Origin of the sequence: Streptomyces sp. NPDC057438, from assembly GCF_042802995.1 — a bacterium.
GTDB lineage: Bacteria > Actinomycetota > Actinomycetes > Streptomycetales > Streptomycetaceae > Streptomyces.
In genome coordinates, this window is record NZ_JBHVDD010000025.1 from 38,517 (window position 1) to 60,303 (window position 21,787).

At 68.0% G+C, this 21,787-nt stretch carries 33 protein-coding genes and 1 pseudogene; 13 read left to right on the forward strand and 21 right to left on the reverse strand.

What is annotated here, in order from left to right; genetic code table 11:
• Positions 1 to 11 precede the first annotated feature (11 nt).
• Complete coding sequence (locus tag ACFU5F_RS16450; protein ID WP_383887381.1) at positions 12 to 1,331, reverse strand: PBSX family phage terminase large subunit; 1,320 nt, start codon at positions 1,329 to 1,331, stop codon at positions 12 to 14.
• On the reverse strand, positions 1,309 to 1,827 hold the full coding sequence (locus tag ACFU5F_RS16455; protein WP_383887383.1) for a helix-turn-helix domain-containing protein: 519 nt from the start codon (positions 1,825 to 1,827) through the stop codon (positions 1,309 to 1,311). Before ACFU5F_RS16455 ends, ACFU5F_RS16450 begins: the two co-directional genes overlap by 23 nt.
• Before the next feature lie 299 nt (positions 1,828 to 2,126).
• On the opposite strand from ACFU5F_RS16455, the gene ACFU5F_RS16460 reads away from it, so the two are divergent.
• Positions 2,127 to 2,261 carry a hypothetical protein gene (locus ACFU5F_RS16460; protein WP_383887385.1) on the forward strand — a complete coding sequence of 45 codons (135 nt, stop codon included), beginning with the start codon at positions 2,127 to 2,129 and terminating at the stop codon, positions 2,259 to 2,261.
• A 33-nt stretch (positions 2,262 to 2,294) separates the two neighbouring features.
• Here the strand turns inward: ACFU5F_RS16460 and ACFU5F_RS16465 are convergent, their stop codons facing one another.
• From ACFU5F_RS16465 to ACFU5F_RS16545, 17 genes are all read right to left on the reverse strand, one after another.
• Complete coding sequence (locus ACFU5F_RS16465; protein ID WP_383887387.1) at positions 2,295 to 2,486, reverse strand: helix-turn-helix domain-containing protein; 192 nt, start codon at positions 2,484 to 2,486, stop codon at positions 2,295 to 2,297.
• Between the two features lie 152 nt (positions 2,487 to 2,638).
• Positions 2,639 to 3,274, reverse strand: a complete 636-nt coding sequence (locus ACFU5F_RS16470; protein WP_383887389.1) for a hypothetical protein — start codon at positions 3,272 to 3,274, stop codon at positions 2,639 to 2,641.
• An 89-nt stretch (positions 3,275 to 3,363) separates the two neighbouring features.
• Positions 3,364 to 3,909 (reverse strand): hypothetical protein, encoded by a 546-nt coding sequence (locus ACFU5F_RS16475; RefSeq protein WP_383887391.1) that lies wholly within the window; start codon positions 3,907 to 3,909, stop codon positions 3,364 to 3,366.
• A 103-nt stretch (positions 3,910 to 4,012) separates the two neighbouring features.
• The gene (locus ACFU5F_RS16480) at positions 4,013 to 4,519 is read right to left on the reverse strand and encodes a hypothetical protein (protein ID WP_383887393.1); all 507 of its coding nucleotides are present in this window, start codon (positions 4,517 to 4,519) and stop codon (positions 4,013 to 4,015) included.
• Positions 4,520 to 4,571: 52 nt separating this feature from the next.
• The gene (locus ACFU5F_RS16485; RefSeq protein ID WP_383887395.1) at positions 4,572 to 4,787 is read right to left on the reverse strand and encodes a hypothetical protein; all 216 of its coding nucleotides are present in this window, start codon (positions 4,785 to 4,787) and stop codon (positions 4,572 to 4,574) included.
• Positions 4,788 to 4,860: 73 nt separating this feature from the next.
• Positions 4,861 to 5,022 carry a hypothetical protein gene (locus tag ACFU5F_RS16490; protein WP_383887397.1) on the reverse strand — a complete coding sequence of 54 codons (162 nt, stop codon included), beginning with the start codon at positions 5,020 to 5,022 and terminating at the stop codon, positions 4,861 to 4,863.
• Between the two features lie 7 nt (positions 5,023 to 5,029).
• The gene (locus ACFU5F_RS16495) at positions 5,030 to 5,713 is read right to left on the reverse strand and encodes a hypothetical protein (RefSeq protein WP_383887399.1); all 684 of its coding nucleotides are present in this window, start codon (positions 5,711 to 5,713) and stop codon (positions 5,030 to 5,032) included.
• On the reverse strand, positions 5,713 to 6,258 hold the full coding sequence (locus ACFU5F_RS16500) for a hypothetical protein (RefSeq protein WP_383887401.1): 546 nt from the start codon (positions 6,256 to 6,258) through the stop codon (positions 5,713 to 5,715). Before ACFU5F_RS16500 ends, ACFU5F_RS16495 begins: the two co-directional genes overlap by 1 nt.
• Positions 6,255 to 6,650 carry a hypothetical protein gene (locus ACFU5F_RS16505; RefSeq protein WP_383887403.1) on the reverse strand — a complete coding sequence of 132 codons (396 nt, stop codon included), beginning with the start codon at positions 6,648 to 6,650 and terminating at the stop codon, positions 6,255 to 6,257. The genes ACFU5F_RS16500 and ACFU5F_RS16505 overlap by 4 nt, the downstream gene beginning before the upstream one ends.
• 77 nt (positions 6,651 to 6,727) lie before the next feature.
• On the reverse strand, positions 6,728 to 7,498 hold the full coding sequence (locus ACFU5F_RS16510; RefSeq protein ID WP_383887405.1) for a DUF2637 domain-containing protein: 771 nt from the start codon (positions 7,496 to 7,498) through the stop codon (positions 6,728 to 6,730).
• 167 nt (positions 7,499 to 7,665) lie between these two features.
• Positions 7,666 to 8,325 (reverse strand): hypothetical protein, encoded by a 660-nt coding sequence (locus ACFU5F_RS16515; RefSeq protein WP_383887407.1) that lies wholly within the window; start codon positions 8,323 to 8,325, stop codon positions 7,666 to 7,668.
• Positions 8,322 to 8,507, reverse strand: coding sequence for a hypothetical protein (locus tag ACFU5F_RS16520; protein ID WP_383887409.1), 186 nt, complete (start codon positions 8,505 to 8,507; stop codon positions 8,322 to 8,324). The genes ACFU5F_RS16515 and ACFU5F_RS16520 overlap by 4 nt, the downstream gene beginning before the upstream one ends.
• Entirely contained in the window at positions 8,501 to 9,898 is a 1,398-nt protein-coding gene (locus ACFU5F_RS16525) for a DNA cytosine methyltransferase (protein WP_383887411.1), read from the reverse strand. Before ACFU5F_RS16525 ends, ACFU5F_RS16520 begins: the two co-directional genes overlap by 7 nt.
• Before the next feature lie 100 nt (positions 9,899 to 9,998).
• The gene (locus tag ACFU5F_RS16530) at positions 9,999 to 10,364 is read right to left on the reverse strand and encodes a hypothetical protein (protein ID WP_383887413.1); all 366 of its coding nucleotides are present in this window, start codon (positions 10,362 to 10,364) and stop codon (positions 9,999 to 10,001) included.
• Entirely contained in the window at positions 10,361 to 10,594 is a 234-nt protein-coding gene (locus ACFU5F_RS16535; protein WP_383887415.1) for a hypothetical protein, read from the reverse strand. Before ACFU5F_RS16535 ends, ACFU5F_RS16530 begins: the two co-directional genes overlap by 4 nt.
• The gene (locus ACFU5F_RS16540) at positions 10,591 to 10,842 is read right to left on the reverse strand and encodes a MarR family transcriptional regulator (protein WP_383887417.1); all 252 of its coding nucleotides are present in this window, start codon (positions 10,840 to 10,842) and stop codon (positions 10,591 to 10,593) included. Before ACFU5F_RS16540 ends, ACFU5F_RS16535 begins: the two co-directional genes overlap by 4 nt.
• The gene (locus tag ACFU5F_RS16545) at positions 10,842 to 11,750 is read right to left on the reverse strand and encodes a phage antirepressor KilAC domain-containing protein (RefSeq protein ID WP_383887419.1); all 909 of its coding nucleotides are present in this window, start codon (positions 11,748 to 11,750) and stop codon (positions 10,842 to 10,844) included. Before ACFU5F_RS16545 ends, ACFU5F_RS16540 begins: the two co-directional genes overlap by 1 nt.
• A gap of 429 nt (positions 11,751 to 12,179) precedes the next feature.
• On the opposite strand from ACFU5F_RS16545, the gene ACFU5F_RS16550 reads away from it, so the two are divergent.
• The 8 genes from ACFU5F_RS16550 (at position 12,180) to ACFU5F_RS16585 (ending at position 16,741) form a co-directional block, all read left to right on the forward strand.
• Positions 12,180 to 13,268, forward strand: a complete 1,089-nt coding sequence (locus ACFU5F_RS16550) for a hypothetical protein (protein WP_383887421.1) — start codon at positions 12,180 to 12,182, stop codon at positions 13,266 to 13,268.
• A gap of 75 nt (positions 13,269 to 13,343) precedes the next feature.
• Positions 13,344 to 13,727 (forward strand): DUF6221 family protein, encoded by a 384-nt coding sequence (locus ACFU5F_RS16555; protein WP_383887423.1) that lies wholly within the window; start codon positions 13,344 to 13,346, stop codon positions 13,725 to 13,727.
• A gap of 658 nt (positions 13,728 to 14,385) precedes the next feature.
• Complete coding sequence (locus ACFU5F_RS16560) at positions 14,386 to 14,637, forward strand: hypothetical protein (protein WP_383887425.1); 252 nt, start codon at positions 14,386 to 14,388, stop codon at positions 14,635 to 14,637.
• Positions 14,634 to 14,807, forward strand: a complete 174-nt coding sequence (locus tag ACFU5F_RS16565; RefSeq protein ID WP_383887427.1) for a hypothetical protein — start codon at positions 14,634 to 14,636, stop codon at positions 14,805 to 14,807. Before ACFU5F_RS16560 ends, ACFU5F_RS16565 begins: the two co-directional genes overlap by 4 nt.
• Positions 14,804 to 14,971, forward strand: coding sequence for a hypothetical protein (locus ACFU5F_RS16570; protein WP_383887429.1), 168 nt, complete (start codon positions 14,804 to 14,806; stop codon positions 14,969 to 14,971). Before ACFU5F_RS16565 ends, ACFU5F_RS16570 begins: the two co-directional genes overlap by 4 nt.
• A complete protein-coding gene (locus tag ACFU5F_RS16575) occupies positions 14,971 to 15,207 on the forward strand; it encodes a hypothetical protein (RefSeq protein WP_383887431.1) in 237 nt (78 codons plus the stop codon). The genes ACFU5F_RS16570 and ACFU5F_RS16575 overlap by 1 nt, the downstream gene beginning before the upstream one ends.
• A gap of 40 nt (positions 15,208 to 15,247) precedes the next feature.
• Entirely contained in the window at positions 15,248 to 16,225 is a 978-nt protein-coding gene (locus tag ACFU5F_RS16580; RefSeq protein ID WP_383887433.1) for a DUF4238 domain-containing protein, read from the forward strand.
• A 225-nt stretch (positions 16,226 to 16,450) separates the two neighbouring features.
• Positions 16,451 to 16,741, forward strand: coding sequence for a trypco2 family protein (locus ACFU5F_RS16585; RefSeq protein ID WP_383887435.1), 291 nt, complete (start codon positions 16,451 to 16,453; stop codon positions 16,739 to 16,741).
• Here ACFU5F_RS16585 and ACFU5F_RS16590 read toward each other — a convergent pair whose 3' ends face one another.
• Positions 16,742 to 18,244: a recombinase family protein gene (locus ACFU5F_RS16590; RefSeq protein ID WP_383887437.1), complete on the reverse strand. Its 1,503-nt coding sequence runs from the start codon at positions 18,242 to 18,244 to the stop codon at positions 16,742 to 16,744. It lies immediately after the preceding gene.
• Positions 18,245 to 18,279: 35 nt separating this feature from the next.
• On the opposite strand from ACFU5F_RS16590, the pseudogene ACFU5F_RS16595 reads away from it, so the two are divergent.
• From ACFU5F_RS16595 to holA, 4 genes and pseudogenes are all read left to right on the forward strand, one after another.
• Positions 18,280 to 18,504: pseudogene (locus ACFU5F_RS16595) on the forward strand (ComEC/Rec2 family competence protein); the annotation flags it as partial.
• A gap of 4 nt (positions 18,505 to 18,508) precedes the next feature.
• A complete protein-coding gene (locus ACFU5F_RS16600; RefSeq protein WP_383887439.1) occupies positions 18,509 to 19,327 on the forward strand; it encodes an arylamine N-acetyltransferase in 819 nt (272 codons plus the stop codon).
• Positions 19,328 to 19,421: 94 nt separating this feature from the next.
• The gene (locus ACFU5F_RS16605) at positions 19,422 to 19,667 is read left to right on the forward strand and encodes a hypothetical protein (protein ID WP_383887441.1); all 246 of its coding nucleotides are present in this window, start codon (positions 19,422 to 19,424) and stop codon (positions 19,665 to 19,667) included.
• A 177-nt stretch (positions 19,668 to 19,844) separates the two neighbouring features.
• On the forward strand, positions 19,845 to 20,831 hold the full coding sequence (gene holA, locus ACFU5F_RS16610) for a DNA polymerase III subunit delta (RefSeq protein ID WP_383887443.1): 987 nt from the start codon (positions 19,845 to 19,847) through the stop codon (positions 20,829 to 20,831).
• A gap of 518 nt (positions 20,832 to 21,349) precedes the next feature.
• Here holA and rpsT read toward each other — a convergent pair.
• Positions 21,350 to 21,616 carry a 30S ribosomal protein S20 gene (gene rpsT, locus ACFU5F_RS16615; RefSeq protein ID WP_383887445.1) on the reverse strand — a complete coding sequence of 89 codons (267 nt, stop codon included), beginning with the start codon at positions 21,614 to 21,616 and terminating at the stop codon, positions 21,350 to 21,352.
• Positions 21,617 to 21,787: the final 171 nt, after the last annotated feature.

Sequence of the window (21,787 nt, forward strand, 5' to 3'; positions counted from 1 at the left end):
CGCAGACCCCCTTACGCGGCTCGTTCGTCCTCGCGGTCTCCCTGCGAGAGCGGGATCTTGATCTGGGGTCGCCAGATGTGCTGAGTGGTCTTCACCGCGTAGCGCAGGGCGTCCACGCCGTGGTCGTTCTGCTTGAGCGGGGCATCCTCACCGCGCTCAGTGGCCTTGGGGTCCCAGACGTAGCCGTCGATCTCTCTCAGCAGTTCCTTGCATGAGCTGTGGATGCGGAGCTTGTCGGCGGCGAACAGCGCCATGAGGATGCGGATGCCGCTGAGGACCTTGTTGTGAGCCGGCCGGGGGCTCATGCCATCCGCTCGGAGCTGGGCGTGGAAGGAAGCCGCGGAGGGATCCACAGCGACGATGTCCGGCTGTATGCCGCGCTCGCGTGTGCCGGGAGGGCTCACGGAGCCGAGCCACTCCCGCAGGCGCTCAGACGCCTCCAGGTCAGTGATCTGGCGCTGGGACTTCCGGCCGTCGTATCTCCAGTCGGCTGCCGCATAGAGACACCCGTCTCGGCCGAAGCCCAGGAGGACCGCGTGAGTCGGGTTCGAGGTGCCGTAGTCGATGCCGAGGGCCAGCCACCTGCTGATCGGCGGCAGGATGTCCACGACGTGCCGGGACCGGTCGAACATGTCGAAGACCGCGCCCTCTGCAGCACACCACTCGCCGAGGATGAACCGCCTGTAGAACAGGCCCGAGTACATCCGCTTCGTCTCTTCGACGTAGTCCGGCGTGAGGTGGATGTTGTCGTCCAGCTCGAAGGAGAAGACCTTCATCGAGCGCCGGATCTCGGGGGCGTCGATGAACTTCTCGCGGAGCCAGTGCGTCGGGGCGTCGGGGTTGGTCGTGGCGAAGATCCGGGCTCCGGGGGCCCGCATGCGGGTCCGGAGCATGTCCCAGAAGGTCTCCGGGAGAAGCGTGGCCTCGTCGACATAGGCGCCGACACAGGTCATGCCCCGGATCTTGTTCTCGCTCTTGACGTCGTTCGCGCCGATCACGTGGACCAGGCGTCCGAAGATCCGGGCCGTGGGGGCTCCCGGGTTGTAGTCGACCTGGAGAGCGAGGTCCTCGAAGATCTCCGGGTTCATGAGCGGCTGGAGAGCGTTGCGGTACACCGCGTCCCTCGTCTTGCCGATCATCACCAGCTCGCCGGACGTGGAGGCGCTCTCCACGAACGTCAGCCAGGCCCACAGGGAGGCGATGGTCTTGCCCGAGGAGACCGCGCCCTCCCAGAGGTTGATCCTTCGGTTGGCCGCGTGGATGCTGCGGATCTGCTTCGGGCTGAAGTGTTCCAGGAGGAACTGGGTGCTATGAGCCGTACTCGTCGGCATCGTCGCCCCCAAGCTCCCGGGCTGCGGTCGCCATGGCGTCGCTGAGGCTCTGGAGGAGTCCTCGCGCGTTCTCCCGTCCCGCGTCACCGGCGTCGACCTGGGCGAGCTTCAGAGCCCCGTTCAGGGCCTGCATGGCCGCCGTGGTGAGGTCCTTGGTCTCCTTGGCCGGAGGGAGGTCGAGCCACTGAGCCGCGACCTCGCCGGTGGCCTTAAAGCCTGTCAGGAGGTACCGCGACTCCACGCGGTCGAGCTGCTCGTTGAAGAAGTTCATGAGGCGCTGCTGAGCCTGCTGACGCTGGTCCTTCAGGTCGATCTGACGGGCGTCAACGGCGGCCCGCGTAGAGGTCCGGTCGAAGGAGAGGTCCAGGCGCTGGGCCCAGTTGGTCACGGTGGCGGGGGAGCACCCGAGCTGACGCGCGATCTCGTTCCGCCCGAACCCGTCAGCGTGGAGCTGACGCAGGGTCTCCAGGTCCTCTTCGGTGAGGGGGTGGGACACGGCCGGCTCACCCCCTCACGCGCACGGGATGACGGGTGACTGGTCGGGCGCTGACGGTCGTCAGGAAGAGGCGTGACTCCAAGGATTGTTGATATTGACCGCCGGGTAGCTCCTGCATTGCAGGGACTCCAGGAGGGGCGTGAGCGCCGGAGGCCCGCCACTGCCTGATGCGATGAGGGGGAATGAGCTAAAGGGCTCCTTCGCCGGGCGTGACCAAGGAAATCCAGGCATGTACAGACGTGCCGGGATCTTGGCACGCCTGTTTGAGGCCCAAGGTCCCGGAGAAGGGACCTTCAGCAGTGGACACGCTCAACGCGGCCCTCGGCATAGCCGCCGCAACCCTCGCGATCGGAGCCGAGGTCTTCCGATTCCTTCGTGACCGCCGGGACCTGAGGAGGTCCCAGGCGCCGGAGGAGGCCGACGAGGAGAGCTGAGTGAGCCAGCCGCCTGACGCTCTCCCCGGAGCGTCAGGCGGCTGGTACGAGCACGCGTCCGGCCTTGGGCCGGGTCGACATCTCGGCCTTGGCGACGTCCAAGTGACGGAAGAGCTTCTGGTTCCTGTGGTCGAGCCCGCCGACCGTCAGATGTCCGCGTCGTATCCAGGAGTAGACCGTCTGAACGCTGACGCCCGTGAAGAGCGCCGCTTCCTTGACCGTCATCCAGACCTCGTCCTCCAATGACGGCCTCCCCGAGAACCCGAAATGGCCCCGTCCTCCTGGGGAGTCGGGGCCTGCTTGCGGACACAGTGGTCCTGCTGATCGCGATTATGCGTTGCACTAGTGCAACGCGCAAGTACCTGATCCGGCGGCCATCAGGTGGACGGTGACGGGCCCTCCGGGACGGGGGTCGAGTCGTCCTCCCAGTCGTCCGGCAGAGGATCGTTCTGCATCGCCTCCATCATCTGGTTGTAGTGCTCCTCGTCGGCCTTGTCCCATTCGCCCTGGATCTCCGCCAGCTTCGGGCTGGTCTCCACCTTCTTGTTGTTCAAGTACGAACCGATCACGACGAGAGCCGCGTTGGCCATCCATACCTGATCGCCCTTGAACGTGCTGGGGTGATAGTTCACGGGGCGCTTGCGGCTCAGGTTCTCCAGAACCTTCAGGAGAAGCGTGCGGTGCTCTCCATCAGGGAGAATGCGGGCGTACGACCGGATGCGGTCGATCACGGCCTCCTGATCCTCCAGCCAGTCCTGGTCCCTCCAGTTGGCCCTCAGCCCTGAGCGGTGTTCCAGCAGAAGATCCATGATGATCAGCCCGGCTTCCCGGGCATGGGCCTTCTCTCGCTCCTCCTGCGCGAGTTTGCGAGCAGCCTCGTCTTGGTGCCGCAGAGCCTCCAGCGACTTATTGGCCTGGTACATCGCCACCAGGAAGGTGGCGATCCCTCCAACTACGGCACCCAGCAAGGCCGATACGAACTCCTTCGACAACAGATCCCTCAGCAAGTCCATGCAGGCCATCATGCCGACGGGACCAAACCCGTGGGGCTGATCCCGTCAAGTCCTAGCCACGGGCCTCGGTTCTGTGGCGAGGACCGGCATCATGGCGCGTCGATGTCAGGAGAGCCCGGCTGGGAGACTTCTCGCTGTTGCTGCTGCTTGTGACTCCGGACTTGGAGTGACGGTCGTGGGAGGGCGGTCCCAGTCATGAAAGCCGACACGAGGTCGATGGCCTCGCCAACGTACGACTGGAGGTTCTGCGCCTTCATGGGCCGTGAGGCTTCCGAGGCCACCAGTCGGTACTCGCCCAGCTCTAGAACCTCATCGACCCGCTTCTGAAGTTCCTGGGCCTCGGGCATGAGTCTTATGGCCATGGATACATCGTCGATGTGTTGCCGAGAGATCTTCAGCCAAGGCTCGTTTGCCTGTGGCACATTGGGCGCGCGGCATTCGGTGAGGTGTCGCCGCAGGGCGTACAAGTGCCCCAAGGCCCGTTCTCCGACTTCCTTGGCGCGATCTTCCGTTCGGGTCTGCTTGGCGTCTTTGGCCTGGCGTTTAAGGGTCATGGCTGTTGCCACCAGCGTCACGGCAGAGCCCGCGATCGTGCCCCCAAAGCCCCACAGCGCGGCTACTATCTCCGGTTCCATGGCGGTCATCATGCCGACGGGACCAACCCCACGGGACTGATCCCGCCAAGACCTCGGCGGCCGGCTCGCGCTACAACGCTGGAGCGCACATCGCTGACGGGCGTCATGACGGGGGCCAGGCGCCGGGGAACTGGGTCCATATGCCGTCCGGGAAGGGCTGCCTGCGGATCACCGTCCCCATGACCGTCCGGAAGTGAATGCAGATGTCCCTGTACCGGGCAGTGGGCAAGTTCCCCTGCTCCTGAGCCACGCCCTCGGGGTCTCGGAGGATCTCGGCATGGCCCCACTGCACGAGCCGCCGGACCTTCTCGTCCGGGAACCTCAGCGCCTGGGATGACAAGTCACGGAGGATCAGCCGGAGATCGGCATGCCACTGCTCGCGAGTCCTGGACATGATCGTGTCCGGTACCCCCTCCGCGAAGTGATCCTCTATTGCGTAGGTCAACTGGATCACCTCGTTGGCCGCCGCTTCCGACAGACCGAGCAGGTGCGCCCGCTCGGTCTCGTGGGCGGTTTTGCGCTGCTGCCAGATCACGGCCCCCGTGGAGACCCCCGCACCGACCACTGCACCCGCGAGACCCATCAGCCCCGCCAACGTCTCTGCCTGCATGGCGATCATCTTGCCGAGAGGCGGAGCGTGGCGGGGCTGATCTCGTCAGGTCCTACTCCTCGTTGAAGCTCTCCAGGAAGTCGTCCGAGTACTTCATGAGGTGTCGGTGGGCCAGCTCAGGGTTGTCGTGCCGCCGGGCCAGCTCCCAGATCCTCACGCCGTAGTTCGCCAGGAACCCGCAGTACTCGTTGAACTCCAGGAACTGGGCCTCGGTCAGCTCCCGCTCGATCTCCGCCTCCTCGGCGGCGTACCGGTCTTCGTCTTCCATACCGTGCCCCTCGCCCTCAGTGCCCGCAACCGGGCTTGGTCCACCAGCCGCACTTGCCGCAGTACTCCATGCCTCACACCCCCTCGTGCGCCTTGACCTCGGCGACCAGGGCCGCGACGTCCTCGGGGGTGATGGCGCCCGCCTGGGCCGCCTGGGAGGCGGAGACGACGATCGTCTGGGCGTAGTCGGTGGCACCGTCGGCCATCGCCTGGCGGTACATCGCTGCGTAGTCCATGTGGTTCCTAGCTCTCGATGGGCCCGACGACCCTGACGTGGGTCCGGGCGGGGTTTTCGGGGTCGGGAACCGAGATGATCTGGCCCCCGCTCGGGAGGCGGGTCACCGTCAGCTCGGTGTCGTTGTTGTTGGCCTGACCAGGACCAACAACAGGTCCGGGGCCGTCGGGGGAGGGGCTGGGAGAGAGGCTCACGGGGATGTCGGCGGCCTTCACGCCCGTGCTCACGCCCCGGCCCTTCATCCGCACGTCGGAGACGGGGATCCCGGCCCGGGAGAGGACCTCCCGCACGTGGGCGGTGTCGGTTCCCAGCGCCTTGGCCACCACGGCGAGGTGGACGTGGGGGTCGGCCTTCTCCCGGAGAGTGGTGAGGACCTTGGGGGAGTCGTCCTCCTCGGGCTTCTCCTCGGAGCCGGCCACCAAGGATTCCTGGGGAGAGGCCACCGCGGACTTCTCCTCGGGCTTCCCCTTCCGGAACGCCGCGACGATCCACCAGCCGGTGAGGCCGAACATCAGCACCGGGGCGCTCTGCACGAGGCCCCAGACGAGCGCCAGACCGCCTCCGAGGAAGACCAGGCGGATCAGGAAGTCCACCGGGCCGGAGCCCTCCCTGAACCACGCCACGGTCCCTCGGGCCATCCCCCAGGCGACGGCCTTGCTCCCCCGGTACACGCGGTCGACGAAGGCCCGCATCACATGACCCCCGTGACGCGGTCGCCGAGGGCGTTGAAGATGCTGACGACCGCAGCGGCGGCCACTCCGGAGAAGCCCGCGCTCAGCCCGAGCATGACGCCGCACGTGACGCCGCTCGTCACCTTGCCGTGGAAAACCTTCCCGCTGGACTTCCAGATGGCGCAGAGCACCACGATGTAGATCACCAGGGCCGCGCACCCACCGGGGGTCAGGGACTTGTGGCCGCTCCTCGTGACGCCCGGCGTCGCGGTACCCGTGACGGCCGTCAGGGACCAGTTCCCCAGGGTGTTGCCGACGTCCAGGAGCATCGTGGCGGCCGTGCCGAGGAGACCTCCGGCCGCCGTGACGCAGAGCATCCCCAGGGCCACCGAGGCCAGGAAGGGGATCAGGACCTTCGGGTCCCGGCCTCCTCCGCCTCCACCGCCGGGAGGCCCCGCCTTCACGCCTCCCCCGGTCTTCCACCACCTCGCGAGGTGCCAGGCGAGGATGCTCAGGCCGATCGTGACGGCCCCCAGGGAGACCGTGGCGGTCGTGACGCTGTTCACCGGCCACCACCCGTCATGACGTCCACGACGACCGTGAAGACGGCCAGCGCGAGGACCAGGCCGAGCACGCTCGTCCAGACGAGGAACCGGTTGAAGAAGCCCCGGTGCTGGACGAAGCGGATCACCGCGACACCCAGCAGGGCACCGCCCACGACCCAGGCGCCGGACGCGCTCTGCTCGCGCTCGACGTCGTTGAGGGTGGCGGCCCAGATGTTCGCCGGGACCCAGGCGCACGCGATGGCACCGAGGTTCTTGCCGGGCTGGACCCAGGAGAAGTCCCAGCGGCTCTCCTGGGGCTCCTCGGCGGTGAAGTGGATGTGGACCTCGGGCTCGGTCCAGGTCGGACCGGAGCTGTATGGCGGGTAGTTCGGGGGATCAGGGATGTCGGTCATGACGCCCTCCGGGCAGGTGGGCGCGCGTGCTCAAGCCGACGGCGAGCACAGCGCGCCGAAGTGGGTGTGGTTCGCCGTCAGGCGGCGATGGCGTCCGGCAGGGACTTGAGGTGCGGCTCCGCCATCTCGACCCGCTTACGGGCCTCACGGCACGTGCCGTCAGAGTTCGGGAGCTGGGCGTCAGCGAGGGCCTGACGGATGTGCCGGGTCCCCGGACGGCGGTTGCCCAGAGAGTCGTACAGGTCCCGGACGATCTGGTCGGTCTGCTCGCGGGGCGTCAGCGGCTCCGAGGGCTTCTCCGGCTCCTTGACGGGCTCAGGCTCCTCCGTCACCTCGGGGGCCTCGTCGGCCTCTTCCACGTCCTCGGGCTCCTCGGCTTGCACTGAGGGCGTCACGGGGGCGCTGACGGGCATCGGGGGAGCCGTCACGGGCTCCTGACGCGAGAGGAGGTAGTCGTGGACCTGGCGCATCAGGACGCCGAAGGCCAGGAGGGCGGCGACGGGCGGGACAGCGGCCACGACGTAGTCCAGCGGGTCGTCGCTGACGCCCACGCTGAAGATGTTCAGGACGATGGAGCCCAGCGAGCCGGCCGCCGTGAGGGCGATGGCCCACCAGTCGACGCGGCGCATCAACGAGGCCCGGAGGATCAGCAGTTCGCCGATGGCAATGAAGGTGTCGATGGTCGCGGGCCAGGCCCAGGCGCGCTCCCCCTGGAGGCGGTGGGCGGTCGCGAGGTCGTGGAGCGCCTCGAACGAGAGCCAGAAGCTCACGACGGTGAGGGCGGTCGTCAACGCGGCGGCACTGATGGCCAGCCACATCTGGGCGTCAGGGCGGCCGGATACAGGCATCTGCCCTGCCGTCCGTGCAGGCGGCAGGGTAAGTTCTCTGGCGGACATGGGGAGGGTGCAACTCCTCGTGTCTGGGGCCCCCGGTTCAGATGTAGGAGTCGGCTCCGGGGGCCCGCTGGACGTTCTTCGGTTGTGCGGTCAGCGTATCGCCAACCACCGTCAGCGCGTCAGGACTTGACGCCGTCATGTGCATCACGCGCCTGCGCCTTCACGAGATCCTCGTAGTCCCTCTGGTCGAGCTTCACCGCCGGACAGAGCGCGCACTCGGCCGCCCAGTCCCCCGGGAAGTGCCTCACGAGGGTCAGACTTCCGCATGACGGGCACGTGACGCCCCGCAGCAGTTCCCGGCGCGGCTGCGTCATGGTGATCCGCTGGACGGCCCTCACCAACTCCCGGATCTCCTCCTGGAAGTCGGACACCCAGGGCTGCTCGCAGATCCACCCGAGATGTGCCGTCAATCGGGCCGTCATGGCCGTCACGTTTCTCTTGACGTGGTCCAACGCCCTCTCCTCGGAAACCGCCTGGGACCACGACTCCAGGAGGGCGAGGAATGGGACAGCGCCCACTTGGTCCCGTGCGTCAGTGACGGGCTGACGGCTCGCCGGGCCCAGGAGGTTCAGGACGTCGTCCCGGCCCGGGAGAGGGGCGTGGAGGCGCGTGGAGGACCTACCGTCCCCGCCCCCGCCCTGGACCCGCTGACGGCTCATCGTCAGGTGGACGTACAGCTCGGGGAGCTGGAGGAGGTCACCGCGGATTCCGTTGCGGCACCGGTCGCACGTCTTGGACTCCTGCGGGTCGCCGCAGACGAAGCACTCGTAGATGTTCACGGAGAGACCTCCAGGAGGATCAGGCGGAGCAGGGCGGCGTACTCGCCCCGGGTGGCCCCCTCGGGGATCTCGGGGGCGTGGCGGAGGACGGCCGGATCACCGGCGGTCAGGGCGAGGAGCACCCCGAGGCCCATGGGCTCCTCGGGGTGCTCGCTCAGGGCGTCGGCAAGGGCCGTCAGCACGGGGCTGCCGCCGGTTCGAGCTGCTCGCCGGTGACGGTCTCCACCACGGCGCACATGAGGACCTCGGCGGCCGGGGGCGTCACGGCGTTGCCGAGCAGCCGCGTCCCCTCGCGCTTCGTGCCGAGGATCTTGTGGTCGGCGTCGAAGCTCATGGCCCGCGCGATCTCGGGGACCTGGAGCATCCGGAGGGTGCAGTCCTCCACCCGGGCCTGCTGGTCCAGGAGAGCGAAGCGGTCCACCGTGCTCAGGGTCCCAAGCGGACGGTCCACCGGCTTGGCCCGGCCCGTGCCGTAGTACGGGATCACGAGGGCGTGGTGGAACCCTCCAGCCGTCACGGTGGCCAACGGGTGGGCCAGGGACCGGTGATTGGAGTTCCCGCCCCTCAGCTCCGCCACGAAAGCCGGGGTGAACAGGACCGCGCTCTCCCGCCGGGTGGTCTGGGTCCTGCCCGGCTCGTCCAGCGGCTTGGCGAGCTTCCCCTCCCGGCCCTCGGTCGGGACCATCAGCGGCCGGGAGTAGCGCTGGAGGCCGTCCTCGATCCGCTTCAGGGTCTTCTCGGCCAGGGGCTTCGAGCGGTCGCCTATTCGCTGGCCGGGGTCGGTCCAGTCGATCGCGATGGCGGCCGGGAGGGCGTGGGGCTCCACCACGAGGGCGCAGCCGGGCTCCGAGCAGAGGTAGAGGTACTGGGCCCTATACCGGCCCCAGGGCTCCTCGTCGCGCTTCTTGAAGAACTGCCGGGCCCGCACGGTGCCGTGCTGGGAGCAGGTCGCGAAGGGGCGGGTCCACTTCTCCACGTCGATCTTCCGGCGGAGGCTCTTCAGGACGTACAGGAAGTACACGCGGTCCCGGCTCTGCGGGCTCCACAGGGACTTCCGGGCGTGCGCGTGGGCCGAGTTCATGAAGACCGGAACCACGTCGTACCCCAGGGCGTCCAGGGCCTTCCTCCACGCCGGGTAGAGGACCCAGCGGACGACGTCCACCACGTTCTCGGTGACGCCTCCCAGGACCGGGCGGCCCCGGAGGATCATCGCCTCCAGGTACCGGGGGATGTCCCACATCGTCGCCCTGGAGCGGGCTCCGGCCTCGGTGGGCAGGGTGTTGCCCTCGGCGTCCGGGATCGCGTCCTCCTGGGCCTGCTTGCGGCCCTGAGCGATCGAGTGGTTGGTGCACTCCGGCGAGCCCCAGACGAGGTCCACCCGGGGGTACTGCCGGAAGTCGGCCTGGGAGAGGTCGGCACAGCGGTGCTCGGCCTGGGGGAAGTGGAGCTGGTGGGTCTGGACGGCAAGAGCCCAGTGGTTCGCGGCCAGACGCAGATCGACCCCGGGGACCTTGCTCATCCCCGAGGACGATCCACCCGCACCGGCGAAGAAGTCGGCAGCGGTCAGGGTCACCGAGCACCCCGCATCTCGCGGATGACGGCGATGATCAGGCCGATCACGATGGCAGCGGCGACGACGTGGAGCAGGAGGGTGTGGTTCGTCAGCATCGTCGTCAGCCCTGCGCCTCGAACTCGGCCACGACGTCGGAGAAGTGGACCAGCTCACCGGCCATGAAGCCGAAGTTCGTGTCCAGCTCTCGGTACTCGATCAGCCCGTATACCGGGCTCTCCACCGCCGGGTAGTCGGGAGACCCGAGCAGGAGTCCGGCCTCCGTGCTCGACACCAGCGGCTCTCCGCAGAGCCCGGAGCCGTGGTTGGCCTGGCACTGCCAGCGCTCGATCGTGGCCGCCGAGCCGATCTGGAGGAACCGCGCGTCGCTGCTCTCCACGCGCAGGACGCGGTGGTCGTTCCAGAGGCCCTCGGTGATCTCCGCGAGCCGGGTCCTGATCAGGCTGTCCAGCGTGAGGGATGTGTTCATTCGTCTTCCCCGTTGGTGTCGTTCACGGAGGCCCAGAACGCCTCCAGTGCTTTGGTCTTGGCCTCGCCGAACAGCTCCTTCAGGGAGCCGTCGGGGCACTTCTCGAAGACCCGGATGGGCCGGACCGTGACGGTCTCGATGACGGCACTGCCGTCCGGCTGGTCGTGGATCGCGATGTCCTCGACCTGCTCCGGGCCGTAGCCCACGATCAGGTCGTCCACGGCGCTCACCGCTCCAGCTCCGGGAGCCACACGCCGTTGGCCTTGCGGGCCAGGCCCTTGGCCTCCAAGGCCCTCACCAGACGCGAGACGGTCCCCTCGTCCATGTGCAGGGCCTCGGCGATAGCCCTCTGGCTCGGCGGATCGGCGGTGACCCGGAGGTACATCCACACGGCCTTGGCCGCGTGCTTGAGCTGAGGAGTGGTGATGACCGCGAGGATGTCCTCCGGAGCCACCGGCTCAGTGGTCAGGCGGGCCATCAGGCACCCCGCCGGAAGTCGATGACGGTGGTGTCGTCCAGGACCAAGGCCGGGGTGGGATCCGCGGCGGCCGGCTCCAGGGATTCCTGGGCGAGCTTCCGCCGCATCGCCTCGCGTCCGGCCGGAGTGACGTAGAGCGTCGCGTGCCAGCAGTTCTCGCGGCTGTAGTGCGGGGCCTCCCGCTCGCGCAGAGAGAAGTAACCGATCTTCGAGGCGTACGGGTTGTACTGGTTGGCCCCGCACTCTGTGGAGGACCGGTAGATCCAGCGCCACTCCGTGAGCAGCTTCTCCCGGAGGACGCCCTCGGGGATGCCCAGCTCCTTGGCGGTGTCGCGGACCAGACGGTCCTGACCGTGAGCGATCAGGCGGTCATGGGCCTCGGCCTTCGGAGCGGCCACCTCCAACTCGGTCACGGCCTGTTCGAGCATCCGGGCCTGGGACGCGGCCAGCTCCAGCGCCTCGGCGAACGACCTGGGGACCCGGGGGCCGGATGCCTCCTCGGACTCCAGGAGGTACGTCCGGACCTTGCGGGCCACCTCGGACTTGGTCAGGAGCTGGCCGATGTTCAGGACGGCCTTCCGGCTGAAGACCGCGAGGGATCGGGCCTTGGGGCTGAGCCCAAGATTTGCGACTCCCCCGAAGGGGGCCGCAAACGACGTGAGTTCGTACCCCCGCAGGACGCGGCGGCCGTTCTCCTCCAGCTCCGCAGCGTTGTCCTCGACGACGCTCTCGATCGTCTTGAGCGGGACCTCGTAGTACGAGGCCACCATCTCGGTCGTGACGTGGAACGAGTCCGGCAGAGTCACCAGGGTCTTGACCTTGTCGAGCACGTGGGTGCGCTCGATGGTCTCGGTCCGCATGGTCCGGGACTCGGTGAGGATCAACTCGTTGGTGGGGTGCCGCTCCATGGCACATTCCCCTTCGACTCAACACACGGAGGAAATCCCCGTGTGGGGAACCTCCGGAGGAGTCGATATCGCCTTGTGCGATGCGCTCAGATTACCCGACCGAATGGGCTATTGGCAATTCCGAATGGGCTTTATACCGGCCCCTGGATTCACTCGGACTTTCCTTGTAGTCAGGAATTGTTGGAGTAAATCCGAAGGTTGGCGAATGCGCTATACGCGTGCGTATCCTGTCCCCAGACGCGACGAAGCCCCCGGCGGGAACCGAGGGCTCGTCAGAGAATTTAAATTCTCGGTTGGTCCGGGAGGCTGCGACACCTCTCCGCACCGACTGTCCCCGCACCGCTTCAACGACGGGAACAGCAAGACATGACGCATTCTACCGGCCGTGTGCACTCCGGTCGAATTGATCTCCAGGAATTCCCGGAGGGTTTGGCCGCCATCGTGCGGACCCTTGCCGAGCACCCGCACGCCGTCCAGGAGTGCCGCATCGCCTTCTCCCTCCTCCAGGGCCCCATCAAGGGGATCCGTGGGCTGGAGGCGGCCTCGGGCCTCTCCGACAAGCAGGTCTGGGAGATCACGTCCGCCGAGGACGGCGGGCTCTCTCCGTACGGCCTCGTCCAGACCATCGAGCGTGGGACGTCCTGGACCTCCGACGGCCGGGAGAAGGGCTCGTACGCCCTCGCCGATACCGATCGGGACGACGTCACCAGGGAGTTCTATATAGAGACCTCCCCCTTCCTCTCCAAGGAAGGTTGGAGGGAAGGTAAGGAAGTAGAACACCACCGTGACGTCGTCCCGATCGGTATCGCGCTCCAGATCCTCGACCCCTCCCTGGACCTGTGGAGGAGGGGCGCGACCGACCTCGGCTCGGAGGGCTGGAGGGTCGCCGTCCTTACCGGCCTGGCCCCGGTGGAGATGTCCATGGCCGAGTGGACCGAGCTGGCCGGGGTGACCGAGGCCAACGCCCGGAAGCTCGCCAGGAAGTTTGAGGCCCACTCGATCGCCACCCGGACCAAGAAGGGCCGGACGGTCCGCATCTCTGTGGACTGGGCCGTGTACGTCCGCATCGCCGAGGACGAGGGGTTGGGCGACCTCACCCGTCGGGCTCGTGACCTCGCCAACCAGCACGCCCGGGAGCAGGTCCGCATCCAGCGGCCCTTGTCGTACGAGGAGCTGGAGATCCGGCGCCGGGTGAAGTGGTCCGCGACCTTCGCCGCCACCCAGCTCCGGGAGGCTCTGGACGAGGCGGAGAGCCCCGAGCACCAGGCCGCCCTGGAGAAGCTCCTCCACGTCTACGCCGGGGCCACGGAGGCCGACTGGCGGCGCTGGATGGAGCTGGACGAGGAGCCGGAGCAGGGCCTGATCCCGGACAGCCCGGAGGCCCTGGAGGAGTTGGGCGAGGCGCCGGTGAAGGAGCGCCCACTCGCGGCCCCCGTGGCCCAGCCGGCCCCCAAGGATTCCCGGAGCGAGGCGGACATGAAGGCCCGGCTCCTGCGGATGGCGAGGTCCTTCCGGTGACGAGCCGTCAGGAGGACCTGAAGCTGGACGCGCTGGGTGGATGATGGGCCCAGCGCGTACAGACAAGGGGGAGCGATGAGGCAGGTCGACGACGCGATGGTGGTGTTCCTGCGAGCCCGGTTTCGTGAGGACGAAACGGCGGCGCGCGCCTTGAAGCCCGGCAAGAACGAGGACGTGACCCGCCTGCGGGACCGGGGCCTCGCCGACGTGGAGGCGAAGCGCAAGCTCTTGGACTGGGTGCTGACGATTCCATGGGACGCCTACGACGGGCCCAGCTCCATCATGCAGAACGCGGTCATGAGAGTGATTGAGGGGATTCCGCTGAGTCGGCGAAGCCCCGTGGCCTTCATCCTCCTCTCGGCGTATACCGATCACCCCGACTTCCCTCCCGAGTGGAAGTACCTGGTGAACGAGTCTGATGAGCACGACACCCGCACTCAGGCCCGCACCGTTCGATGACGCTCTCCCGCCAGGAGGCCCTGGAGAGGCACGGGTTGGTGGAGACCCCGGACGGGATCGAGCTGACCCTGAGCGGCCTTCAGAGGGCCTCCCGGCGGGCGGTGGACCTCCGGGCCCAGGGGAATCCCGAAGCGGCCTCAGCGCTCGCCCTGGACCCCTCGGATCCCCGGCGGTTGGAGTTCCTGAAGTGCCTGGCCCTGGATTCCTTCTCCAGGGAGCCCCGCGGCCCCTCTATTTAAATTCTCGACAGGACTCTCCAACGATTGTTGGAGCGAATATGTTCTATCAAGAAACCCTGTAATGTGGACCCCTTGAAGGCCCGCTCCGGATTCCCCCGGAGTGGGCCTGACGTCGTTCAAGGCCATCCGAGAATTTAAATAGTCGGGGGAGTCCATGCTGCTGAGTCACGCTGTCCTGAGTGAGTCCCCGTACGTGTCCTGCATCCAGTGCGGGAGCGTCTGGGAGACCGCTGTGTACGACGGCTGCAACGACATCGGCGGGACGTACTCCGAGACGTTCACGTACCACTGTCCGGGCCCCGACGGATACCACGTGCCGGAATGCACGTGTGCCTGCTGCGTCTATGGCGACTGCGGCCATGACGGCGACAGGAACTGTTTCGACCCGGACCGAGAACTGAACCACTGAGGGGGCCCGCATGAGCCATTTGGAATGGACACAGAAGGCGTATTACGAGGCGAGCGGAGGGGACCGCGTCGGCATCCTCTCGCTGGATGACGGCCACTGGGCCGTGGCGTGGGCGTACGCCGATCCGCACTGCTCGATGCAGGTGCTCAGCTTCGACCCCGAGCGGGCCCAGGACGTCTTCTTCACCTCCCGCGAGCAGGCCGAGGGACGCGAGGGTCTGCGGTACGACTCCCGCCAGGAGTGGCAGGGGAGTTCCCTGTGAGCGAGCAGCTCTACACGGTCCACGCCTTCAGCAACAAGCCGGAGTACGCCCCGAGCAGGGGCGGCGTCTACATCATCACCGACATGACCCAGACCCAGGTCGAGTCCCTCAAGGCCCGGGAGGCCGAGGAGAACCCCGACCGCTGGCTGAAGGTGGAGGAGCAGGGATGAGTGCCCAGTGCCCCGAGTGCTTCGAGCCGGCCGTGGAGTCCCCGGCCACCGACATGGCCCCGGCCTGGGGTGACCCGCCCGCCTGGTCCCACGAGGACGGCTCGGCCCTGTGCCCCGTCATGGGCGCCAACGGGTACGAGCCCGCACAACCGGAGTTCGTGTGATGACCGCCCTCTTGCACGACGGCAAGCCCGTCAAGACGCCTCACGCCACCTGGGCCGCCATCATGCGGACCCAGAGCCCGAAGGGCCGGAAGGTCCTGAAGGAGTACCGCGAGGAGCTGTGGAATCAGCGGCAGATGGCCACCGCGCCCCCGCTGACCGTGGCCCAGACCCAGATGCTCCGCCGGGTGAAGACGGAGCTGACCCGAGCCGCTCAGCAGATGTCCGGCCGGTCATAAAGGCCATGACGCTGTCAGGGCCTGTCCGTATCGTCTTCCCATGGGCACGAATCCGGGCAAGAAGCAGAAACTGAAGCGTCATCACCACACGGTCCCTCGGCTGCTTCTGAGGCGGTTCGCGGACGGCAAGCGGATCATGCGCGTCCCGCTCGACGGGGGCGAGCCCAAGCCCATCGGCATCGGTGACGCGACGGTCCGCAGCCACTTCTACTCGATGCAGGACGAGACCGGGCAGCGTGACGACACGATCGAGAACCTGTTGGCCGACCTCGAAGACAAGGCCGCCAGGGTGATCGCCAAGGTCTCCGACGAGGGCCTGTGGCCCCTGCCCGTAGCCGACCGGGCGGTCCTGGGGGAGTGGATCGCAGCCCAGCATGCGCGCATTCCGGCTGTACGACGGGCGAACAACCAGATCTTCGACCAGCTCACCAAGATCATGATTGCCGCTGGCGGCAAGCCCGAGATGCGGCGCCTACTCGAAGGGCAGTCGGACGAGCCCGTCACGGACGAGGAAGTCGATGCGCTGTGGCAGGAGATGAAGGACTTCTCCGGCTACGAGGCGGAGCTGTCCGTCAACGAGCACATCAGGATGATGGGGCGGTCGATGGAGACCGCCTACGGCGTGATGATGAATCGCTCGTGGGGGCTGTGCCGGTTCGAGCGCAAGACGCTGCTCCTGCCCGACCACCCCGTGACCCTGATGCGAGATCCGGGTCAGCCGGAGTGGAAGGGCGTGGGCCTGGCGAACGCTGCTGCCATTCTCGTCCCCATCGACAGGCGGGCGGCGATCATCATGGAGCCCCCTGGAGTGCCGGACTACGTGCTACCGGCGTCGGCGAAGGCGGCGCGTGAGCTGAATCGCCGCTTCGCCTGGAACTCGCGCACCGAGCTGTTCCATCACCCTGATGACAACCCTCTGGTCGGGATCGAACTGCCTCCGGTGAGGTCGATCGAAGCCGAGTTCAGTCAGACCGCCGAGGACTTCATCCGGCCCGAGGGGTTCACGGAGACCGCCTAGCGCCAGAAGATCTCGACCCCGTCTGGGTTCCGCACGTTGTTGGGCCGGGTTGCGGTACGGATCGGGAAGTGGTCCATGGCCCCCACTGACCGTGGCCCAAACCCGGATGCTCCGCCGGGTGAAGACGGAGCTGACCCGGGCCGCGCAGGCGTCCGCATAGCGTCCCCGGAACCGTCCTTCTGTCTTCGTCGTCTCGGCTGCTGACGTCTCAGATGGAGGGGCACCGTGGCGAAGATCGGTCTGAAGGAAGCGATACAGGCGGCGTACCTGGAGCTGCGTGAGGCGATCACAGAAATCCCGACCCACGACGACTTGAACTTTCAGTACGAAATGATCGAGTTGGAACTCGCCGTGGAAATGGGCGAGGCCAGCGAGACTCAGGGCGGTGTCAAGTTCTGGGTTCTGGAGGGCGGCGCCAAGAGGGCTCGCGACAAGAAGTCGACGCACGTGGTGAGAGTGACCGTCACGCCCCGTGACAGGGATGGGGGACTCGTGACCATCGCGAGTGCCTCTTGATCACTTCCAGAAGATCTCGACCCGGTCCGGGTTCCAGACGTTGAAGGGCCGGGTTGCGGGGTGGATCAGGATCTCCCTGATCAGGCCCCTGTACGTGGACTGCTTCCGGGCGACGGAGTAGTCCTTCCACGCCTCCCGCAGCTCGGCGGCGCTGACCTCGGAGAGGTTGGCCTTGACCGCGTACTGGGCGATCTCCTGACGGGCCCCGGCCATCCGGCCGTTCAGGGTGTCGACTGCGTCCTGGATCTCCCGGGCCGGACGGTCGCCGTCCAGGAGTTCGTCCTCCAGCTCCTTCTTCCGCCGCTCCCAGCGGGCGAGCTTGGCCTCCAGCCCAGGGCGGGGGTCGTTGTCGTCTGCCTCGGCCGCCGCCTCGACCTCGTCCAGGCGCTCGAAAAGGAGCTTCTCCATCAGCGGCTCCAGGTCGGGGATCTGGATCGTCCGGCCGCCACAGCCGCCCCCGTCCTTCTTGCACGTATAGATGGGCATGTCCTTGTCCCCACGCTGCGCCGTGCTCATCTTGTGGTGCCGCTTCCCCTCATCCTGGCAGGAGCAGGGCTCGCCTACGACGTGCGGGACCTTGCACGTGCACTTCACCAGGCCGCTCAGGGGGTACTTCAGGGCCGGGGTGTCGCGCTCCCCGAACTCCGCCTTGAACTCCTCGGAGCGCTGGGCGAGCAGGGCCCGGATCATGTCGCTGTCCTCGGGCTCGATGATCTTCGGCCAGACGGCCTGGCCCTTGATCTCACCCTTGTGCTCCTTGCGCCCGCTGATCCGGCCGGACATCAGCAGGAAGCGCATGGCCTGGTACGACCAGGCTCCGCCGGTGGAGGTCTTGATACCCGCCTCGTTGGCCTCGGCCACGAGGGTCCCGAGCTTCTCGCCCTCCAGGACGCGGCGGGCCCACTTCCTGACGTGGGCGGCCTCCTCCTCGTTGAGGATCTCGCCGAGGATCTTCCGACGCGGCCCCTCGCCGTCGAACAGCCGGGTGTAGCCGAAGGGTCGGTGGCCGGAGTTGTGAATCTTCCCGGCCGCCACCAGCTCCTGGACCTTGCGGAGGATGCGCTCCTGCTTGTGCTCGACCTCGTACTTGGCGATGGCTCCGAGCATGCGGGCCACGAGCCGGCCCGTGGGGGTGCTCAGATCGAGGTCGCCCGCCTTGACGGTCGCGATCTCGGTCTTGTGGTCCTCCACGATGATGATCAGGTCCTCCAGCTCTGCGGGCTGGCGGTACAGGCGGTCCGGGTGCCAACTGATGATCGCGTCGATGTGGCCGGACTCGATGTCCTCCAGCATCCGCAGGTAGTCCTTGCGCTTCTTCCGGCGGTCGGCGGCCGTCACGTCGTTGTCGACGTACACCTCCACGACCTTCCAGCCGAGGGAGGCGGCGAGGAGGCGGCAGTCGTCCTCCTGGCGCTTGACGCCAAGTCCCCCGCCCTCGCGGTCATCCGAGATGCGGACGTAGATGCCGACGCGGCGAACTCGATCTCTGGCGGAGGTCTTCATGTAGTACAGGGTAGGAGAGTAGATACGCTTCAAGGAAGGTATGGCACCACGGTTCGGCCTACCAGGATCCGGGCCTGATAAGCGTGATGGCTCCACGACTGGCCCTCATCTCGGTGGGCGCGGACAACCCCTACGGCCACCCGGCGCCCAGCACGGTCGCCGCGCTGCGGGCCGGGGGAGCCACGGTGCTGCGGACGGACGAGGACGGTGCGATCGCCGTCGCGGGCACGGCGAAGGAGCTGCTCGTGGCGAGAGACTGACGTCATGGACACCGCGAAGCTTGACGCCTACCTACGCCGCCTCGGAGCCGAGCAGCCGGCCCGGCCCACGGACGACGCGCTGCGTGAACTGCAGCTGCGCCATCTGCGGGCGGTGCCGTTCGAGAACCTGTCGATCCACCTCGGCGAGGAGATCGTCCTGGAGGAGAAGCGGCTGCTGGACAAGATCGTGGAGCACCGCAGGGGTGGCTTCTGTTTCGAACTGAACGGACTGTTCGGGGCGTTGCTCACGGCACTCGGGTTCGACGTGACGCTGCTCGCGGCACGGGTGTACGGCGAGCAGGAGCGGCTCGGTATCCCGTACGACCACCTCGCGCTGCGGGTGCGGACGGTGGACGGGGGTGACCGGCTGGTCGATGTCGGGTTCGGGGCGAACAGCCACCGTCCGCTGGAGTTCGGGAATCGGGGTGAGCAGAAGGACCCGGGGGGCACGTTCCGGGTGGCCGAGGCGGACCGGGAGAGCGGAGGGCGTGAGTTCGGGGACCTGGACGTGTTCCGGGAGGGCAAGCCGCAGTACCGGCTGGAGGTGAGGCCGCGCGCGCTCGGGGACTTCGTGGCCGGGGCCTGGTGGCACAGCACGTCACCGGCGTCCCACTTCACCCGGTCCCTGGTCTGCTCCCGCGTCGCCGAGGACGGAGGCCGCATCACCCTCAGCGGCCGCACCCTCACGGTCACCTCGGCGGACGGCGCTCGCGAGGTGACCGAGCCGGCGACGGACGCGGAGGTGTTGGCGGTGTACCGGGAGAGGTTCGGGATCGAGTTGGGGCGGGTGCCGGAGGTGGGAGCGGGGAGGGGCGCGATCTAGCGAGGGAGGGCTCGGGGGAGGGCGGGGGAGGGGGTGGGGGAGGGGAGGGAGGGGCCCCGGAGGAGCAGCGAGAAGGGCGGCGGAGAATGGGGCCGTGAGTGATGTGAGACATGTGCTGGTGCTGCCCGATCGTGACGCGGCCGAGGAGGCGGCGGAGGCGCTCGGGGCGCGGTTCGGGCTGGACGAGGAGCCGCAGCTGGTGCGGGACGCGCTGGCGGGGGAGGACGACGCCGAGGACGCGCAGTGGCTGTTGGTGCTGAGGGACGAGCGGGGACGGCTCGATCCGGCGGCGTTGGACGAGTTCGCGGGGGAGTGGGAGGGATGGCGGGAGGAGCCGTGACGCTCCGCCGGGGGCGTCGGGCCACTAGACGGCTGGTGCGGAGGTGCGGAGGTGCGGGGGGTTCTCGCGTACCCCCTCGCGTATTTCCTGTGTTTCCCGCGCACTTCCCCGTGCCCCTCGTAGGGAGCGGTCGGCGCGCGGGTCGGGTTGTCAGTGGGGCGTGGGATGCTGTCCGGGATGGCCAAGAAGACTGCGCATGACGACCCTCTCGCCCCCGTGACGCTTGCCGTGGGGCAGGAGGAGCTGCTGCTCGACCGTGCCGTGCAGGTGGTGGTGGCCGCCGCGCGGGCCGCCGACGCCGACACGGACGTACGGGATCTGTCCTCGGACCAGGTGCAGCCCGGCACGCTCGCCGAGCTGACGAGTCCGTCGCTCTTCGCGGAGCGGAAGGTCGTGGTCGTGCGGAACGCGCAGGATCTGTCGGCCGACACCGTCAAGGACGTGAAGGCGTATCTCGGGGCTCCCGCCGAGGAGATCACCTTGGTGCTGTTGCACGCGGGTGGGGCCAAGGGGAAGACGCTGCTGGACGCGGCGCGCAAGGCGGGGGCGCGGGAGGTGGCGTGCCCCAAGATGACGAAGCCGGGGGACCGGCTGGCGTTCGTGCGGGGGGAGTTCCGGACGCTCGGGCGGTCGGCGACGCCGGAGGCGTGCCAGGCGCTGGTCGACGCGATCGGGAGTGATCTGCGGGAGTTGGCGGCCGCGGCGTCGCAGTTGGTCGCGGATGTCGAGGGGACCATCGACGAGGCCGTGGTCGGCCGGTACTACACGGGGCGTGCCGAGGCGTCGAGCTTCGAGGTGGCCGACCGGGCGGTGGAGGGGCGGGCGGCGGAGGCGCTGGAGGCGCTGCGGTGGTCGTTGGCGACGGGGGTGGCCCCGGTGTTGATCACCAGTGCGCTGGCCCAGGGCGTGCGGGCGATCGGGAAGCTGTCGTCGGCGCGGGGTGGGCGGCCGGGGGATCTCGCGCGCGAGTTGGGGATGCCGCCGTGGAAGATCGATCGGGTGCGGCAGCAGATGCGGGGGTGGACCCCGGACGGGGTGGCTGTGGCGCTGAGGGCGGTGGCCGAGGCGGATGCGGGAGTGAAGGGCGGGGGGGACGATCCCGAGTACGCGTTGGAGAAGGCGGTTGTGGTGATCGCGCGGGCGGCTCGGTCGCGTCGGGGCTGAGTTCTCGCCCTCCGCCCGCCCGTCCGCAAGCCCGCCCGTCCGCAAGCCCGCCCGTCCGCCAGCCCGCCCGTCCGCCAGCCCGTCCGTCCGCCCGTCCGCGCGTCAGCCCGTCCCTGCCCGGCCCGTCCCGGTTGCCGGCGGCTGCGGGTTCGTCGTGGCTTTCGCGCAGTTCCCCGCGACCCTGAAGGACTGCCGTCACCCGCCCTGAATGCCTGCCGTCACCCGCCCTGCGAGCGTGCCGTCACCCGGACTGCCGACAAGCCCGCCGATCCCCTCCGGTGCGGAGAAGCTCGCACACGCCCCTGCTCCCGAGAACCGCCTGCCCCCGACCGCACAGGCATGCCGAAGGCCCCGCCCCCGTCCCTGGGGAAGGGACGGGCGCGGGGCCTTCGGTCAATGCGTGTGGACCTGTACCCGCGTGGCGAACGCAGGCCGCGTACGGGTCCGGGGTGCCGGGTGGGAGCGGATGAGAGAGGGCCCGCTCTGGGTCCAGCCGGCGGTCAGATCAAAGGTGAAGCTCAGCCCTGGAGGGAAGCGACCTTGGAAGCAAGCGCCGACTTCTTGTTGGCGGCCTGGTTCTTGTGGATGACGCCCTTCGAGACGGCCTTGTCGAGCTGACGCGCGGCAGCGCGCTGGTACTCGGTGGCCTTCTCGGCGTCACCCGCGGCAGCGGCCTCACGGGCCTTGCGGATCGCGGTCTTGAGCGACGACTTGACGGCCTTGTTGCGAAGACGCGCCTTCTCGTTGGTCTTGTTCCGCTTGATCTGGGACTTGATGTTCGCCACGAATGAGCCTTTTCAGCTACAGGTGTACGAGACCATGGAGGTCGTGCAGGACACGCCGCGCACGCCTCGGACACCGTTTGATTTCCTTGGGATGTGTCTCCTGCTGAGAGGGCATGAGACACAGCCGCCCACGCTACCAGCAGCCCCCGGGTCGGCCCAAACCGGTCGCAG